General features: G+C 44.2%; 11 protein-coding genes and 2 tRNA genes. 12 read left to right on the top strand and 1 reads right to left on the bottom strand.

The genetic code is table 11. The annotated features are described in order from the left end of the window. Positions 1 to 138: 138 nt before the first annotated feature. Positions 139 to 2,397 (top strand): cell surface ecto-5'-nucleotidase Nt5e, encoded by a 2,259-nt coding sequence (nt5e, locus tag D8793_RS05260; protein WP_125371046.1) that lies wholly within the window; start codon positions 139 to 141, stop codon positions 2,395 to 2,397. A 181-nt stretch (positions 2,398 to 2,578) separates the two neighbouring features. Here the strand turns inward: nt5e and plsY are convergent, their stop codons facing one another. Further along, positions 2,579 to 3,223 carry a glycerol-3-phosphate 1-O-acyltransferase PlsY gene (plsY, locus tag D8793_RS05270; RefSeq protein WP_125371047.1) on the bottom strand — a complete coding sequence of 215 codons (645 nt, stop codon included), beginning with the start codon at positions 3,221 to 3,223 and terminating at the stop codon, positions 2,579 to 2,581. A 222-nt stretch (positions 3,224 to 3,445) separates the two neighbouring features. Here plsY and parE point away from each other — a divergent pair, with 222 nt between their 5' ends. The 11 genes from parE to D8793_RS05330 all read left to right on the top strand — a co-directional run bounded on the left by parE (position 3,446) and on the right by D8793_RS05330 (position 15,054). Next, on the top strand, positions 3,446 to 5,389 hold the full coding sequence (gene parE, locus D8793_RS05275; RefSeq protein ID WP_125371048.1) for a DNA topoisomerase IV subunit B: 1,944 nt from the start codon (positions 3,446 to 3,448) through the stop codon (positions 5,387 to 5,389). A 593-nt stretch (positions 5,390 to 5,982) separates the two neighbouring features. Then, entirely contained in the window at positions 5,983 to 6,801 is an 819-nt protein-coding gene (locus tag D8793_RS05285) for an aminoglycoside 6-adenylyltransferase (protein WP_125371050.1), read from the top strand. Between the two features lie 217 nt (positions 6,802 to 7,018). Next, the gene (parC, locus tag D8793_RS05290; protein ID WP_125371051.1) at positions 7,019 to 9,469 is read left to right on the top strand and encodes a DNA topoisomerase IV subunit A; all 2,451 of its coding nucleotides are present in this window, start codon (positions 7,019 to 7,021) and stop codon (positions 9,467 to 9,469) included. Positions 9,470 to 9,531: 62 nt separating this feature from the next. Next, positions 9,532 to 10,635: a branched-chain amino acid aminotransferase gene (locus D8793_RS05295; protein WP_125371052.1), complete on the top strand. Its 1,104-nt coding sequence runs from the start codon at positions 9,532 to 9,534 to the stop codon at positions 10,633 to 10,635. 93 nt (positions 10,636 to 10,728) lie between these two features. Further along, positions 10,729 to 10,959: a DUF2969 domain-containing protein gene (locus tag D8793_RS05300; RefSeq protein ID WP_125371053.1), complete on the top strand. Its 231-nt coding sequence runs from the start codon at positions 10,729 to 10,731 to the stop codon at positions 10,957 to 10,959. Between the two features lie 50 nt (positions 10,960 to 11,009). Then, a tRNA-Tyr gene (locus D8793_RS05305) sits at positions 11,010 to 11,090 on the top strand. Positions 11,091 to 11,099: 9 nt separating this feature from the next. Next, a tRNA-Gln gene (locus tag D8793_RS05310) sits at positions 11,100 to 11,171 on the top strand. 162 nt (positions 11,172 to 11,333) lie between these two features. Further along, entirely contained in the window at positions 11,334 to 12,536 is a 1,203-nt protein-coding gene (gene rpsA, locus D8793_RS05315; RefSeq protein ID WP_125371054.1) for a 30S ribosomal protein S1, read from the top strand. A 151-nt stretch (positions 12,537 to 12,687) separates the two neighbouring features. Beyond that, on the top strand, positions 12,688 to 13,425 hold the full coding sequence (locus tag D8793_RS05320; RefSeq protein WP_185761017.1) for a matrixin family metalloprotease: 738 nt from the start codon (positions 12,688 to 12,690) through the stop codon (positions 13,423 to 13,425). Positions 13,426 to 13,429: 4 nt separating this feature from the next. Further along, a complete protein-coding gene (locus tag D8793_RS05325; protein ID WP_125371056.1) occupies positions 13,430 to 13,795 on the top strand; it encodes a hypothetical protein in 366 nt (121 codons plus the stop codon). Positions 13,796 to 14,220: 425 nt separating this feature from the next. Beyond that, positions 14,221 to 15,054, top strand: coding sequence for a PRD domain-containing protein (locus D8793_RS05330; RefSeq protein ID WP_125371057.1), 834 nt, complete (start codon positions 14,221 to 14,223; stop codon positions 15,052 to 15,054). The last annotated feature ends 20 nt before the right edge of the window (positions 15,055 to 15,074 follow it).

The following is a 15,074-nucleotide window of genomic DNA, read 5'->3' on the forward strand; positions in this document are numbered from 1 at the left end:
GATATTCATAGAAAATCAACGTTCCATTTCATTTTGGAACGTTTTTTTATCAGAAAAAAGATTAGCCTGAAATAGCATTTCCTTTTTACAAAAAAAACAGTATAATAGTAGAAAAAACATAGACTGGAGCTTTTATTTATGAAAAAGAAGCATCTTATTTTACCTGTTTTGTCAACGGTTCTGTTAGCACCTGCCTTTTTGGACCATCAAGTTGCTGCGGATGAGGTTCAGCCAGCAACTGCTGTGGCAAATGTGAACGAACCAGCTCAAAAACCGGCTGAAACGGATTTGGCACAAGCAGGTGGAGTTTCTGCTGATGAAGCTAGCGTCAATGCGGCCATCGCAGCTAATGCTCAAGATGTATCAGGAGCGTCTGACGCAAGCTTGCCTGAAGCTACCATTCTTCATACAAACGATGTGCACGGTCGTATCGTCGAAGAAAAAGGTGTTATCGGAGATGCCAAACTTGCAACGGTTATCAAGGAAGAACGTGCGAAAAATCCTCAAACGCTAGTCGTAGATGCAGGAGATGCTTTCCAAGGCCTACCAATTTCTAATAGCTCCAAAGGGGAAGAACGCGCGAAGATCCTCAATGAAATCGGCTATGATGCTATGGCGGTCGGAAACCATGAATTTGACTTTGGTTTGGATGAGGCTAAAAAATATAAAGAAATCCTTAATTTCCCACTTCTCAGTGCTAATACTTATGCCAACAATGCCCGTGTGTTCCAAGCATCAACTATCGTGGACAAGGATAAAAATGTAGAAGGTGATGAATTTGTCGTGATCGGGGTCACCACTCCTGAGACAGCCACAAAAACTCACCCCAAAAATATTCAAGGTGTGACTTTCGCGGATCCAATCACAGAGGTTAATCGGGTGATTGACGAAGTTGAAGCGCGTGCAGCAGCTGAAGGCAAGACTTACAAAAACTATGTCGTTCTGGCTCACTTGGGTGTGGATACTACGACACCGGTTGAATGGCGCGGCTCTACCTTGGCTGAAGCCCTTTCTAAAAATGCCAAGCTGAAGGGCAAGCGCGTAACAGTGATTGACGGCCATTCTCACACAGTAGAGTCCACTACTTATGGTGAAAATGTAACCTACAACCAGACTGGTAGTTATTTGCATAATATCGGTAAAGTTACTTTCAAGGCCAACCAACTTCTGGGCAATCCTCAGCAAATCCCAGCTGCAACAGCTAAAAAAGCTAGTCCAGACCCAGTTGTAGCAGAGATGGTCAAGAAGATCAAGGAAAAATACGATGCAGAAAATGCCAAGGTAATTGTAGCCAATAGTCCTGTTGAGCTTAACGGTGACCGTGAAAATGTCCGCGTTCGAGAAACCAATCTGGGAAATGTGGTAGCCGATGCCCTCTACAAATATGGCCAAACAGGCTTTGCTAACAAAACAGACTTGGCTGTGACCAACGGTGGAGGCCTACGGGAAACCATTGCCAAAGACAAACCCATCACAAAGGGAAATGTCATCGCTGTATTGCCATTTGGAAATACCATTTCACAAATCAAGGTAACAGGTCAGAATATCGCAGACATGTTTGCCAAATCTTTGGGCTCAATCCTGCAAGAAAAAGATGGAAAACCTGTCTTGGATGAAAACGGTCAACCATTGCTAGAGCCAAGTGGCGGTTTCTTGCAAGTTTCTGGTGCTAAAGTTTACTATGACACAACTCTGCCAGCAGAGAAACGGATCCTTCGCATTGAAATCAAAAACAAAGAAACAGGTGCTTATGAAGCCCTTGACTTGGCTAAGACCTATTACCTGACAACCAATGACTTCCTAGCAGCAGGTGGTGATGGTTATACCATGCTGGGTGGTGCGCGTGAGGAAGGGCCGTCTATGGACGTGGCCTTTGCAGAATATCTGGAAAGTGCAGATTTGACAGCCTATGCAGCAATTAATCCAAATTCTCGCACGATTTCTATGTCTGCTAGCAAGGATACAGATGGAGATGGTTACACAGATATCGAGGAAATCCAGCAGGGTACTGATCCAAAAGATGCTGCCTCTAAGCCTGGACAAAGCAATCCAGCAAACCCAACCAATCCTACTAACCCAGCAAATCCTACTAACCCAACTAATCCAACAGTTCCAACAAGACCAAGCAATCTAGTGGTTCCGAGCCAACCTAATCATCCAGTTGTGCCTGAGACAAAACCACAAGAAGAACCTTCTGTTGAGAAGCCAAATACAGCTCAGCCAGTAGCAAATAAGGCAACCTATCAAGCTCCAGCACAGGTTCGTCCGACAGAACTAGCAAGCAAACAAGGAACTCTTCCGAAAACAGGAAGCAAGAATCCTTTCCTTCTTTCTATGTTTGGCTTGGTATTTGGAATGCTGGGTGCAGCAGGCCTGAAAAAAACTCAAAAAGATTAAAAAAATGAGGCTGGGACAAAAGTCCTAGCCTCTCAATTGTTTTTTTGAATTGTCGAGCAAGACGCAGTGGTTGAGTGGGCTCTACTACGCTGATTTCATCAGCTTTTACAGCCCTACTCAACTGTGCGGAGGTGGGACGACGAAATCGAATTCTAACGAATTACCGATTTCTGTCCCCCTCTCATTTTTTTGGATTTTGCTTGGTCAGGTTGATGCCCCAAGGGATTAGGTTTTCGGTTTTATTTCGAATTCGCTGGATATTGTCCCGATGGCGAAGGATGATAATAGCTGCTAAGAGAATGATAATCAGGGTAAAGAGGAAATCATAGCTAGGTAGGATAAAGCCTAAAGCAGGAAAAATCAAGACAGACAGGATAGCCACGCTTGCAGAAATCACACTGGCGAGGGAAATCATACTTCCCAGATAGAGGGTTGTCACAAAGACCAATATCAGATAGACAAAGAAAGCGGGTGAGAAGCCCAGAACAGCTCCTGCACTAGTCGCTACGGCTTTGCCACCCTTAAAGCCAGCAAAGATTGGGAAGGTATGTCCAATCACAGCCAAGAGGCCAAAAATCAGTGGTGAAATCCCTTCAATATGTAGGAAAAGCGGCAGCAGCGTTGCCAGTGTACCTTTGAAAAAGTCAATGGTAAAGGTGGCAGTGCCGGCCGTCTTACCCAAAATCCGGAAAGTATTGGTCGTGCCGGTATTGCCACTACCGTATTCGCGGAGGTTCTTTTTAAAGAAAATCTGTCCAATCCACAGACCTGTCGGAATGGAGCCCAGTAAATATGCTAGTAATAATCCAATTATCGTGTTCATCATGATTTTATTATACCATGATTTGGAACTTGGACAAAGGACTATGATAAGAATATTTTAAGTGAATTGTCTAGTCTGACGCTTGCAGCTAGGCTGCCTTTCTCCAAAATCACTTAAAATCCAGATTCTATCGGTCTTTAAAGGGTATTTTGTAGAAAAAAGCTTTGCAAAATTTATCAAAAACTTGTAAGATAATAAGGATGACTATCATGCAGGAGGTTCCTTGTGGCAAAAAAGGAAATCAATATTAACAATTACAATGACGATGCCATTCAGGTATTAGAAGGGTTGGATGCTGTCCGCAAACGTCCGGGGATGTATATCGGATCGACCGACGGAGCGGGGCTCCACCATCTGGTCTGGGAGATTGTGGACAATGCAGTCGATGAAGCCCTGTCAGGCTTTGGTGACCGGATCGATGTGACCATCAACAAAGACGGCAGTCTGACCGTCGCTGACCATGGACGCGGAATGCCGGTCGGCATGCACGCGATGGGCATTCCCACGGTTGAGGTCATCTTCACCGTTCTCCACGCTGGAGGGAAGTTCGGCCAAGGTGGCTATAAGACCTCGGGTGGTCTCCACGGTGTAGGCTCCTCTGTTGTCAATGCCCTGTCCAGTTGGCTGGAAGTGGAAATTACGCGCGACGGGGCTGTTTACAAGCAACGCTTTGAAAATGGCGGAAAACCTGTCACCACGCTCAAGAAAATCGGCACCGCGCCTAAGTCCAAGTCTGGAACCAAGGTGACCTTCATGCCGGACGATACGATTTTTTCAACGACGGACTTTAAGTACAACACCATTGCGGAGCGGCTTAAGGAATCAGCCTTCCTGCTCAAGAATGTCCGCCTGTCGCTGACCGATGCGCGGACTGGCGAAGAAGTAGAGTTTCACTATGAGAATGGGGTCGAAGACTTTGTCAGCTATCTCAACGAAGACAAGGAAACCCTGACGCCTGTCCTCTATTTCGAGGGCGAGGAGAGCGGCTTCCAAGTTCAGGTGGCTCTCCAGTACAACGACGGCTACTCTGACAATATCCTGTCCTTTGTCAATAACGTCCGCACCAAAGACGGTGGAACGCATGAGACAGGACTCAAGTCAGCCATTACTAAGGTCATGAACGACTATGCGCGTAAGACGGGGCTCCTCAAGGAAAAAGATAAAAATCTTGAAGGTTCAGATTACCGTGAAGGTTTAGCAGCCGTTCTTTCTATTCTGGTGCCTGAAGAACACCTCCAGTTTGAGGGTCAGACCAAGGACAAACTTGGAAGCCCACTAGCTCGTCCAGTTGTGGATGGGATTGTGGCTGATAAGTTGACCTTCTTCCTAATGGAAAATGGTGAATTGGCATCTAACCTTATCCGCAAGGCTATCAAGGCCAGAGATGCCAGAGAGGCGGCCCGCAAGGCGCGTGACGAAAGTCGAAATGGCAAGAAGAATAAAAAAGACAAGGGCTTGCTCTCTGGTAAGCTGACTCCAGCCCAGTCTAAGAACCCAGCCAAGAACGAACTCTATCTGGTCGAGGGAGATTCTGCCGGTGGCTCTGCCAAGCAAGGCCGTGACCGTAAGTTCCAAGCCATCCTGCCCCTGCGCGGTAAGGTTATCAATACTGCTAAGGCTAAGATGGCTGACATTCTCAAGAACGAAGAAATCAACACCATGATTTACACGATTGGAGCGGGTGTTGGGACAGACTTCACCCTTGAGGATGCCAACTACGACAAGATCATCATCATGACCGATGCGGACACCGACGGTGCCCATATCCAGACCTTGCTGCTGACCTTTTTCTATCGCTATATGCGCCCGCTGGTCGAGGCTGGCCGTGTCTATATCGCCCTGCCCCCTCTCTACAAGATGTCCAAGGGCAAGGGCAAGAGCGAAGTTGTCGAGTATGCCTGGACCGATGGTGAGCTGGATGACCTGCGCCGCAAGTTTGGCAAGGGTGCCATGCTTCAGCGCTACAAGGGGCTCGGTGAAATGAACGCCGATCAACTCTGGGAGACCACCATGAATCCAGACACTCGCACCCTCATCCGTGTCACCATCGAAGACCTAGCCCGCGCCGAACGCCGTGTCAATGTCCTTATGGGCGACAAGGTCGAACCACGCCGCAAGTGGATCGAGGATAATGTCAAGTTTACCTTAGAAGAAACGACAGCGTTTTAAGGGATGTGAATAATGGCTCTATACTTAGTTTTTCTTTTATTAGTTTCTTTGCCCTCAATTTTTCTTGCAATCAACATGAATCGTCGAGGAATTAGGCTTTTAGGCTTGTATGCACCGGTAGTCTTTACTCTATGCATGCTAAAGGTACTTGAATCCAATATTAGACTCCCGGAATCTGGTTCTTTAGAGGCATCCTTTCTCATGATGTTATATGGCTTCCCCTTGATAATTGGATCCTTAGTCTTTACACTGATTCGTTTGTGTTTCGTCTATTCGGAAAAACTCTGGAAGGCATTTTTGATTTTCCTATCTTATATCTTGGGTCCCTTACTTGTAGGTGTTTTGGCCATATATGTGCAATCGATATTTCAGATCGATCATTTCATTTACGTAATCATTTTTTCGATGATTCTGGTGTCCTATCTTCCTCCGATCTATCTCTATTATTTCGACCGAGATCAGTAGGACACAGGATGATTACTTGATAAGGTCTAGTCGTTGTTTGTTTAGCTAATGTTCAGAGGTAATCGCTGGTTTATTGCTTTATACCGTTAAAAAAAAGCTAACACCTCTGAGTGATGGAGGAGTGAAAGATGAGAACTGATACAGAAATGATGAAACTGATTGAGCAAATTGCTGAAACCCTCCAAGTGGAAGCAGTGGCCTTATCTGGCTCACGAACCACTACAGATTCCCCAAAAGATGAGTTTCAGGATTATGACGTGGTCTATATAGTTGAGAATCTGGAAGAGCTGATTTCAGATTTATCTTGGCTAGACCAGTTTGGTAACCGTCTAATTGAACAGCACAATGTCCTAGAACATCGTCATCTTTATCTCATGCTCTTTGAAGATGGCAACCGCATCGATTTGACACTCTGTCCCAAGGAACACATCCAAGAGTGGGTGGATAGCGAGGCAGGTTTCAGAGTCTTAAAAGACGACAAAGGCTTGTTTGAAGACTATCTGCCTAATCCGAAGCGCTACTGGACTGTTTTGCCCTCTGAAGAGGAATTTGTAGCATCCTGCAATGAATTTTGGTGGGTATCGACTTATGTCGTAAAGGCCATTCGAAGAAATCAGCTGATCTATGCGACTGACCACCTCTATGGCATTTGCCAGCAAGAGCTCTTGAAGGTCTTAGCTTGGCAGGTAGCAAGTGATCGGGGACCCGTAGACATCGGAAAGAACTACAAGTATCTCTTCCAATATCTACCAGCGGAGCAAGAGAAGGAGTTCTCTAATCTGCTTGATTTATCTAGTTTGGAGAAGGTCACTCAGTCTTTGTTTTCTACCATGAAGTTATTCGATTGTGAAGCGCAAGAATTGGCTAAAAAGATGGGGTTTGCATACGGTCACAAAGAGGCTAAGAAGATGATAACTTACGCTGAGGAAAAACTGTTGAATCATTGATTCGATAATCTATTTTAAACACTTTAAACTACAGAAAGGATCGTTTAGTTATTTGTAGTAACTGAATTCCTTTTTCTAAAAAATTCTACTCTACATTCTTTGAAAGGAGTTGAACACGCCCTAAATACTGTGTGGAAAAGATAGATTCTCTTTAGAGCATTGCTCACTGCAAAAATTTCCTATTTTTACTTTGTATTTTACGGGCTCTGTATCCTATATGAGTAATATTCAAAACATGTCCCTTGAGGACATCATGGGAGAGCGCTTTGGTCGCTACTCCAAATACATCATTCAAGAGCGGGCCCTGCCAGACATTCGAGATGGCTTGAAGCCTGTTCAGCGCCGTATTCTTTATTCGATGAACAAGGACGGCAATACCTTTGACAAGGGCTACCGCAAGTCTGCCAAGTCTGTCGGGAACATCATGGGGAATTTCCATCCTCACGGTGACAGTTCTATCTACGATGCCATGGTCCGTATGTCTCAGGACTGGAAAAATCGCGAGATTCTCGTTGAGATGCACGGAAACAACGGTTCCATGGACGGTGATCCACCGGCGGCTATGCGTTATACTGAGGCGCGTCTGTCTGAAATGGCTGGCTATCTTTTGCAGGATATTGAGAAAGATACCGTTCCTTTTGCTTGGAACTTCGACGATACCGAGAAGGAGCCGACTGTTCTGCCGGCAGCCTTTCCTAATCTTTTGGTTAATGGAGCAACTGGGATTTCTGCTGGTTATGCGACGGATATTCCACCTCATAATCTAGCCGAAGTCATTGACGCGGTCATCTATATGATTGACCATCCGTCTGCCAAGGTGGACAAACTCATGGAGTTTCTGCCTGGTCCAGACTTCCCAACAGGAGCCATCGTCCAAGGACGTGATGAGATTAAGAAGGCTTACGAGACTGGAAAAGGTCGAGTTGTAGTCCGCTCCAGAACTGAGATTGAAAAGCTGAAGGGTGGTAAAGAGCAAATCGTCATCACCGAGATTCCTTACGAGATAAATAAAGCGGTCTTGGTCAAGAAGATTGACGATGTTCGAGTCAACAACAAGGTGGCCGGCATTGCTGAGGTGCGGGACGAGTCCGACCGGGACGGTCTTCGCATTGCTATCGAGCTCAAGAAAGATGCCAATACCGAGCTGATTCTCAACTATCTCTTCAAGTACACTGATTTGCAAGTCAATTACAATTTTAACATGGTGGCTATTGACAATTTCACGCCGCGTCTGGTGGGGATTGTACCAATCTTGACCAGTTATATTGCCCACCGCAAGGAGATTATTCTGGCTCGCAGCCGTTTTGACAAGGCCAAGGCTGAGAAACGCCTCCATATCGTGGAAGGATTGATTCGGGTGCTTTCCATCTTGGACGAGGTGATTGCCCTGATTCGTGCTTCAGAAAACAAAGCAGACGCCAAGGAAAATCTTAAGGTCAGCTATGATTTCACTGAGGAGCAGGCTGAGGCTATCGTCACTCTCCAACTCTACCGTTTGACAAATACAGATGTAGTGGTTCTGGAAGAGGAAGAAGCAGAGCTGCGCGAGAAGATTGCCATGCTGGCAGCTATTATCGGTGATGAGCGCACCATGTATAATCTTATGAAGCGTGAGCTTCGCGATGTCAAGAAGAAGTTTGGCAATCCGCGTCTCAGTGAGTTGCAGGATACGGCAAACGCCATTGAGATTGATACAGCTAGTCTGATTGTTGAGGAAGAGACCTATGTCAGCGTGACTCGTTCTGGCTATATCAAGCGTACCAGTCCGCGTTCTTTCTCCGCTTCGACCATAGAGGAGATAGGCAAGCGTGATGATGACCGACTGATTTTCGTCAGTCCAGCCAAGACGACTCAGCACTTGCTGATCTTTACGAGTCTTGGAAATGTTATTTACCGGCCTGTTCATGAGCTGTCAGATATCCGCTGGAAAGAAATTGGAGAACACCTCAGCCAGACCATCAGCAACTTTGATACCAAAGAAGAGGTTATCTATGCAGAGTTGCTGGATAACTTTGAGGAGGGGACCTACTTTGCAGCGACCAAACTGGGACAAATCAAGAGAGTGGAGCGCAAGGAGTTCAGTCCTTGGCGGACCTACAAGTCCAAGTCGCTTAAGTTTGCCAAGCTGAAAAATGAAGACGACCAGGTCATTGCTCTAGCTCCGATTAAGCTGGATGATGTTATGCTCGTGACCAAGAATGGCTATGCCCTTCGTTTCAATATTGAGGAAGTTCCTGTCATCGGAGCTAAGGCGGCTGGGGTTAAAGCCATAAACCTCAAGAAGGACGATGTCCTAGCGGCAGCCTTTATCGCCAATACAGACTCGCTTTACATCCTGACGCAGCGCGGATCGATTAAGCGTATGGCAGTCGCAGATATTCCTGTTACCAGTCGAGCAAATCGCGGTCTTCAAGTTCTGAGAGAGCTTAAGACCAAGCCACATCGAGTCTTTGCAGCTGGACCAGTCTATGGCGAAGCAGTGGACTTTGACCTCTTTACTACTGAAGCAGAAGCCGGTGAAGAGCAGATTTTGCAGGTGCTTTCTAATAAAGGAACGGCCTATGAAATCAATCTGGCCGACCTCAGCCTGTCTGAGCGCACCAGCAACGGTAGCTTCATTTCTGATTCTATTTCAGACGAAGAAGTCTTCTCAGCTTATATCAAGTAATCAACAAGCCAGTTCATACGAACTGGTTTTTTAAAAAATAAATTTTCAGAAAATTGAAAATAATGATTGAATTTTTCAGAAAAAGGTGTACAATAGGGAGTATCTATAAATTGAAAGATAAGGAAAAGAGGAAAAAGACTATGACAGTAAATCTTGATTGGGAAAATCTTGGCTTTTCATATATGAAATTGCCCTATCGCTATATTGCTTATTATCGGAATGGCCAGTGGGAGGAAGGTAAGCTGACAGAAGATGCGACCCTGCATATTTCTGAATCTTCACCAAGCCTTCACTATGGTCAGCAGGCTTTTGAGGGTCTAAAGGCCTATCGGACTAAGGATGGCAGTGTCCAGCTTTTCCGTCCAGATGAGAATGCTAAGCGTCTGCAGCGCACTTGCGATCGTCTCTTGATGCCACAAGTTTCAACTGAAATGTTTGTGGAAGCGTGTAAGGCTGTTGTCCGCGCCAATGAAGAATATGTACCGCCATATGGAACGGGAGGAACTCTCTACCTTCGTCCCCTTTTGATTGGTATCGGAGATATCATCGGTGTAAAACCAGCAGAGGAGTACATTTTTACGATTTTTGCTATGCCAGTTGGAAACTACTTCAAGGGTGGTTTGGTTCCAACCAACTTCTTGATCCAAGACGAATATGACCGTGCAGCTCCACATGGTACAGGTGCTGCTAAGGTGGGTGGTAACTACGCAGCTAGTCTCCTACCAGGTAAGATGGCTAAGTCTCGCAACTTCTCTGACGTTATCTACCTAGATCCGTCAACTCATACCAAGATTGAAGAAGTCGGATCAGCCAACTTCTTTGGAATCACGGCAGACAATGAATTTGTGACTCCGCTGAGCCCGTCCATTCTGCCGTCCATTACCAAATATTCCTTGCTTTACTTGGCAGAGCACCGCTTGGGCTTGACGCCAATTGAAGGTGACGTTCCGATTGATAACTTGGATCGCTTTGTCGAAGCGGGAGCCTGTGGTACTGCGGCTGTTATCTCACCAATTGGAGGAATCCAGCACGGTGATGACTTCCATGTTTTTTACAGTGAAACAGAAGTCGGCCCAGTGACCCGCAAACTCTACGATGAGCTGACTGGTATCCAATTTGGTGATGTAGAAGCTCCAGAAGGTTGGATTGTAAAAGTAGACGAATAACTTTAAGAGCCTTTCGAGGCTCTTTTTATTGAGGAAATCACTTGCCAGCTTTGCTATTTTTGTGTAAAATAGAAACTTGAAAGAGGTAGAAGAATGAGTAAAAAAGATAAAAAAATTGAGATTCAGATTGCGGATAGCAAGGTGACGCTTGGCGCTGACCAATTTGATGGCTACACCCTTTCTATTGGGAAAAAAGTCATTGGCGAGATTGCCGAGTTTGATGGCCAATTTGCTATTGTCAAGAATGGAAATGTTGAAAGTTTATATAAAAAGCTTGAAAAAGCGGTGGAAACTTTGATTGAAACCTACAATTTAGGAAAATAAGGGCTTGCGCTTTTATTAGATTAATGATATAATTGATATCGTTGATTGTCGGAGAGATAGCGAAGAGGCTAAACGCGGCGGACTGTAAATCCGCTCCTTCGGGTTCGGGGGTTCGAATCCCTCTCTCTCCATTTCATCATTGGGGTATAGCCAAGCGGTAAGGCAAGGGACTTTGACTCCCTCATGCGTTGGTTCGAATCCAGCTACCCCAGTTCTTAGGTAATATATCAGATAAAGGATAAAATATCGTCGGATATTTTATTTCTTTATAGGGTGGAAAACGGTAAAGATAAATCAATGTCGTTTGCGGGTGCTTAGGAAAATAATTATAAGTATGTCAAGTAGTACACTTGATTGTTGGAGGATTTTTTTAGATGAATGAATTTGAAGATTTGCTAAACAGTGTTAGCCAAGTCGAGCCAGGTGATGTCGTTACTGCTGAAGTATTGACAGTGGATGCTAACCAAGCTAATGTTGCCATTGCTGGTACTGGTGTTGAAGGGGTTTTGACTCTGCGTGAGTTGACAAATGATCGTGATGCTGACATCAATGACTTTGTAAAACCAGGTGACACACTTGAATTGCTTGTTCTTCGTCAAGTAGTAGGTAAAGATACAGATACAGTTACTTACCTAGTATCTAAAAAACGTTTAGAAGCTCGCAAAGCATGGGACAAATTGGTTGGTCGTGAAGAAGAAGTTGTTACTGTTAAGGGCACTCGTGCTGTTAAAGGTGGACTTTCTGTTGAGTTTGAAGGACTTCGTGGATTTATTCCAGCTTCAATGCTCGATACTCGTTTCGTTCGCAACACTGAACGTTTTGTAGGTCAAGAATTTGATGCTAAGATCAAAGAAGTAGATCCAAAAGAAAACCGCTTCATCCTTTCACGTCGTGAAGTTGTTGAAGCAGAAGCTGCAGCAGCGCGTGCAGAAGTATTTGGCAAATTGAATGTTGGTGATGTTGTGACTGGTAAAGTTGCTCGCATCACAAGCTTCGGTGCTTTCATTGACCTTGGTGGTGTTGATGGTTTGGTTCACTTGACTGAACTTTCTCACGAGCGCAACGTTTCACCAAAATCTGTTGTTTCAGTTGGTGACGAAATCGAAGTGAAAGTTCTTGATTTGAACGAAGAAGAAGGCCGTGTGTCACTTTCACTTAAAGCTACAACTCCTGGACCATGGGACGGTGTTAAACAAAAACTTGCTGCTGGCGATGTAGTTGAAGGTACAGTAAAACGTTTGACTGACTTCGGTGCTTTCGTTGAAGTATTGCCAGGTATTGACGGACTTGTTCACATCTCACAAATTTCACACAAACGTGTTGAAAATCCAAAAGATGCTCTTAAAGTTGGTCAAGAAGTAACTGTTAAAGTTCTTGAAGTGAATGCTGCTGCTGAGCGTGTATCACTTTCTATCAAGGCTCTTGAAGAGCGTCCAGCTCAAGAAGAAGGCCAAAAAGAAGAAAAACGTCAATCTCGTCCACGTCATCCACGTCGTCAAGAAAAACGTGACTTTGAGCTTCCAGAAACTCAAACTGGTTTCTCAATGGCTGATCTTTTCGGTGATATCGAATTGTAATTTACTTAAGAAGAGGCTGAGTTTCTCAGCTTCTTTTTTCGTCTTTTCAAGTGGGACTTTGTATCCGAGTCATTTATTGCGATACTTGCTCTTTATGCATATTCAGTTTTATTTAAGCGAAAGATGCTAGACTAAATCTCTCGTGCATTCTATGAGAAAGGAGGCTGCCGTGAAGTTTATTTTCAATTCTATTAGATTCATAGTTCGCTTGGTTTGGCGGCTCATCTGGGGGCTTATTTGGTCTGTGGCACTCAGTTTCCTTGTTCTTGTAGGTGTTTTTTATTTTACTACTTCGACAGAGACGGGGGCTGAGGGATTATCGCAGGCTCTTCGAACTACTGTTACTCAAGTGGATCAATTCTTAACGCATCAAGGACTTTCCACTGGTTTTCAGACTAATGAGGGAATTCAGTCCCATCAGCTGACAGATGAGCATGCAACAACAGGGGCTCGTTGGGATCAGCCAAGCGCCACAATTTATATCGATACAAATAATGAAACCTTCCGTTCAGCCTATCAGGAGGCCATTGATGCTTGGAATCAGACAGGTGCCTTCACCTTTCAAATCATCAATGACAAAGACAAGGCGGACATTGTTGCGACGGAGATGAATGACGGTAATGTCAGTGCAGCTGGTGAGGCTGAGTCGCAGACCAATCTCCTCACCAAACGATTTACTCATGTGACTGTTCGTCTTAATAGTTACTACTTGCTGGACAGACGCTATGGTTATTCTCATGAGCGGATTGTCAATACAGCAGCTCACGAATTGGGCCATGCTATCGGATTAGACCATAATGAGGAGGAATCAGTGATGCAGTCGGCAGGCTCATTTTATAGCATTCAGCCGATAGATATCCAGGCTGTAAAAGACTTGTATCAATCATAAAGGTATGCTAAGATCGATTTTTAATATTATTAGACGCTTCCCAGAGCAAGTTTTCCTTTTTCTTTTTAACTCAGGCATTTTTGCTTGGCTGTGGAAAAGCGGCAGCGACATTGCTAACCAGCTAGGCGTGACAGCAGCTTGGGAAAGTCATGTTCCAGCGCCCATTCAGGCCTTCTTTGGCGAGAATGTTGAGACAGTTCAAGGATTTTTCCAGCATTCAGCCATTATGTGGCTGATTGGTTCCATGATTATTCTATGGATTGTTCGTTTTGTCAAGGGGATGATAAAACTAAGTCTTTTTGTTTTGATTATTTTGCTGGGTATTTACTTGGTTATGCAAAATCAAGAAGTTTTAGCTAGTTTTCTGTAAACTACAAGTAATTTATAGAAGAAAAAACTTTTGACATGAAGAGACTTAATTGAGCGAGAGCAAGTTTTTCATGGCAAGTTCAGTGCAAGCTTTCCAAGAAGTTTTTATGAAGTCTTGCACTTTCTGCTCTTGGCTCCTACTTTTATCTAAAGTCGAGGATTCAAGTTTGAAAAGCTTGATGAGCGTTGGTCATGCTTAGTAAAAAAAGGCTTCTAAAAAATATTTTTAAAAAAAGCAAAAGAAAGGGTTTACATTCACGTTTTGATGTGCTATAATGAAACTATAAATTGAATAGGGTGAGCGTTACTAAGTTGGATTAGGCGTGACCGCAAATAAATTGGAAGAAGCAAGTGCTCTTGTATTTTCCGTTTATTTGCGGTCATTTTTATTTCACGAAAACCCAAGAAAATGATAAGGAGGGAACTATGTATCGAATCATACTTCCTATGAATAACAATGTTGCTCTAGCCAAACATGAAAATGGTGAAGAGGTTGTTCTGATTGGTAGTGGGATAGCATTCAATAAGAAAAAGGGTGATCCTGTTCTGGAAAGTAAGATTGAGAAAGTCTTTCGTATGAGAACGGAAGAGTCCAAGGAAAACTTTGTGGCCTTGCTCAAAGATGTTCCGCTGGACTTTATCACAGTGACCTATGATGTGATTGACACGCTTTCCAAGAAATACCATTACCCAGTCCAGGAGTATATCTATGTCACACTGACGGACCATATCTACGGTTCTTATCAAGCGCTTCAGCAGGGGCGGTACAAGAGCAGTGACCTTCCAGATGCTTCAGGTAAATATCCCATTCCTTATCAAATCGCACAAGAAGCAGTGGCTATTTATCGGGAACGACTCTTAGAAGCTTTTCCAGACGATGAAATAAATAGAATTGCCTATCACTTTATCAATGCAGAAGGATTTTCCAGTCCAGCAGGGCAGAGTCATTTAGATCAGCGTAAGGAAATTCTAGCTGCTGTAGAAGAAGAGCTAAGAAAACAGGGAATAAAAAGAACATCGGATAATAGCAACTTCTATGACCGGTTTATGATTCATCTTAATTACTTCTTAGATTACTTAGACAGAAGCCGAGATGATAACGTTTCACTGTTAGAAATGGAAAGTCAGATTAAACTGACCTATCCCAAAGCTTATCAAATCGGAAGTAGTCTATATGAGATTATTGCCCAGAAAACTGGAATAGATTTGTATCATAGTGAGCGAGTTTATCTGGTTTTACATATTCAACGATTACTATAAGGAACATTAAAAGGAGGATC

It is taken from the genome of Streptococcus cristatus, assembly GCF_003943465.1.
In the GTDB taxonomy this organism is placed as follows: domain Bacteria; phylum Bacillota; class Bacilli; order Lactobacillales; family Streptococcaceae; genus Streptococcus; species Streptococcus cristatus_C.

Bases quoted from the DNA above. Each gene is read 5' to 3' on its own strand.
- plsY (WP_125371047.1), bottom strand. From the start codon at position 3,223: ATGATGAACACGATAATTGGATTATTACTAGCATATTTACTGGGCTCC.
- D8793_RS05325 (WP_125371056.1), top strand. From the start codon at position 13,430: ATGCTAAGATCGATTTTTAATATTATTAGACGCTTCCCAGAGCAAGTT.
- D8793_RS05330 (WP_125371057.1), top strand. From the start codon at position 14,221: ATGTATCGAATCATACTTCCTATGAATAACAATGTTGCTCTAGCCAAA.
- D8793_RS05300 (WP_125371053.1), top strand. From the start codon at position 10,729: ATGAGTAAAAAAGATAAAAAAATTGAGATTCAGATTGCGGATAGCAAG.
- nt5e (WP_125371046.1), top strand. From the start codon at position 139: ATGAAAAAGAAGCATCTTATTTTACCTGTTTTGTCAACGGTTCTGTTA.
- parC (WP_125371051.1), top strand. From the start codon at position 7,019: ATGAGTAATATTCAAAACATGTCCCTTGAGGACATCATGGGAGAGCGC.
- D8793_RS05320 (WP_185761017.1), top strand. From the start codon at position 12,688: ATGAGAAAGGAGGCTGCCGTGAAGTTTATTTTCAATTCTATTAGATTC.
- D8793_RS05285 (WP_125371050.1), top strand. From the start codon at position 5,983: ATGAGAACTGATACAGAAATGATGAAACTGATTGAGCAAATTGCTGAA.
- rpsA (WP_125371054.1), top strand. From the start codon at position 11,334: ATGAATGAATTTGAAGATTTGCTAAACAGTGTTAGCCAAGTCGAGCCA.
- D8793_RS05295 (WP_125371052.1), top strand. From the start codon at position 9,532: ATGATTGAATTTTTCAGAAAAAGGTGTACAATAGGGAGTATCTATAAA.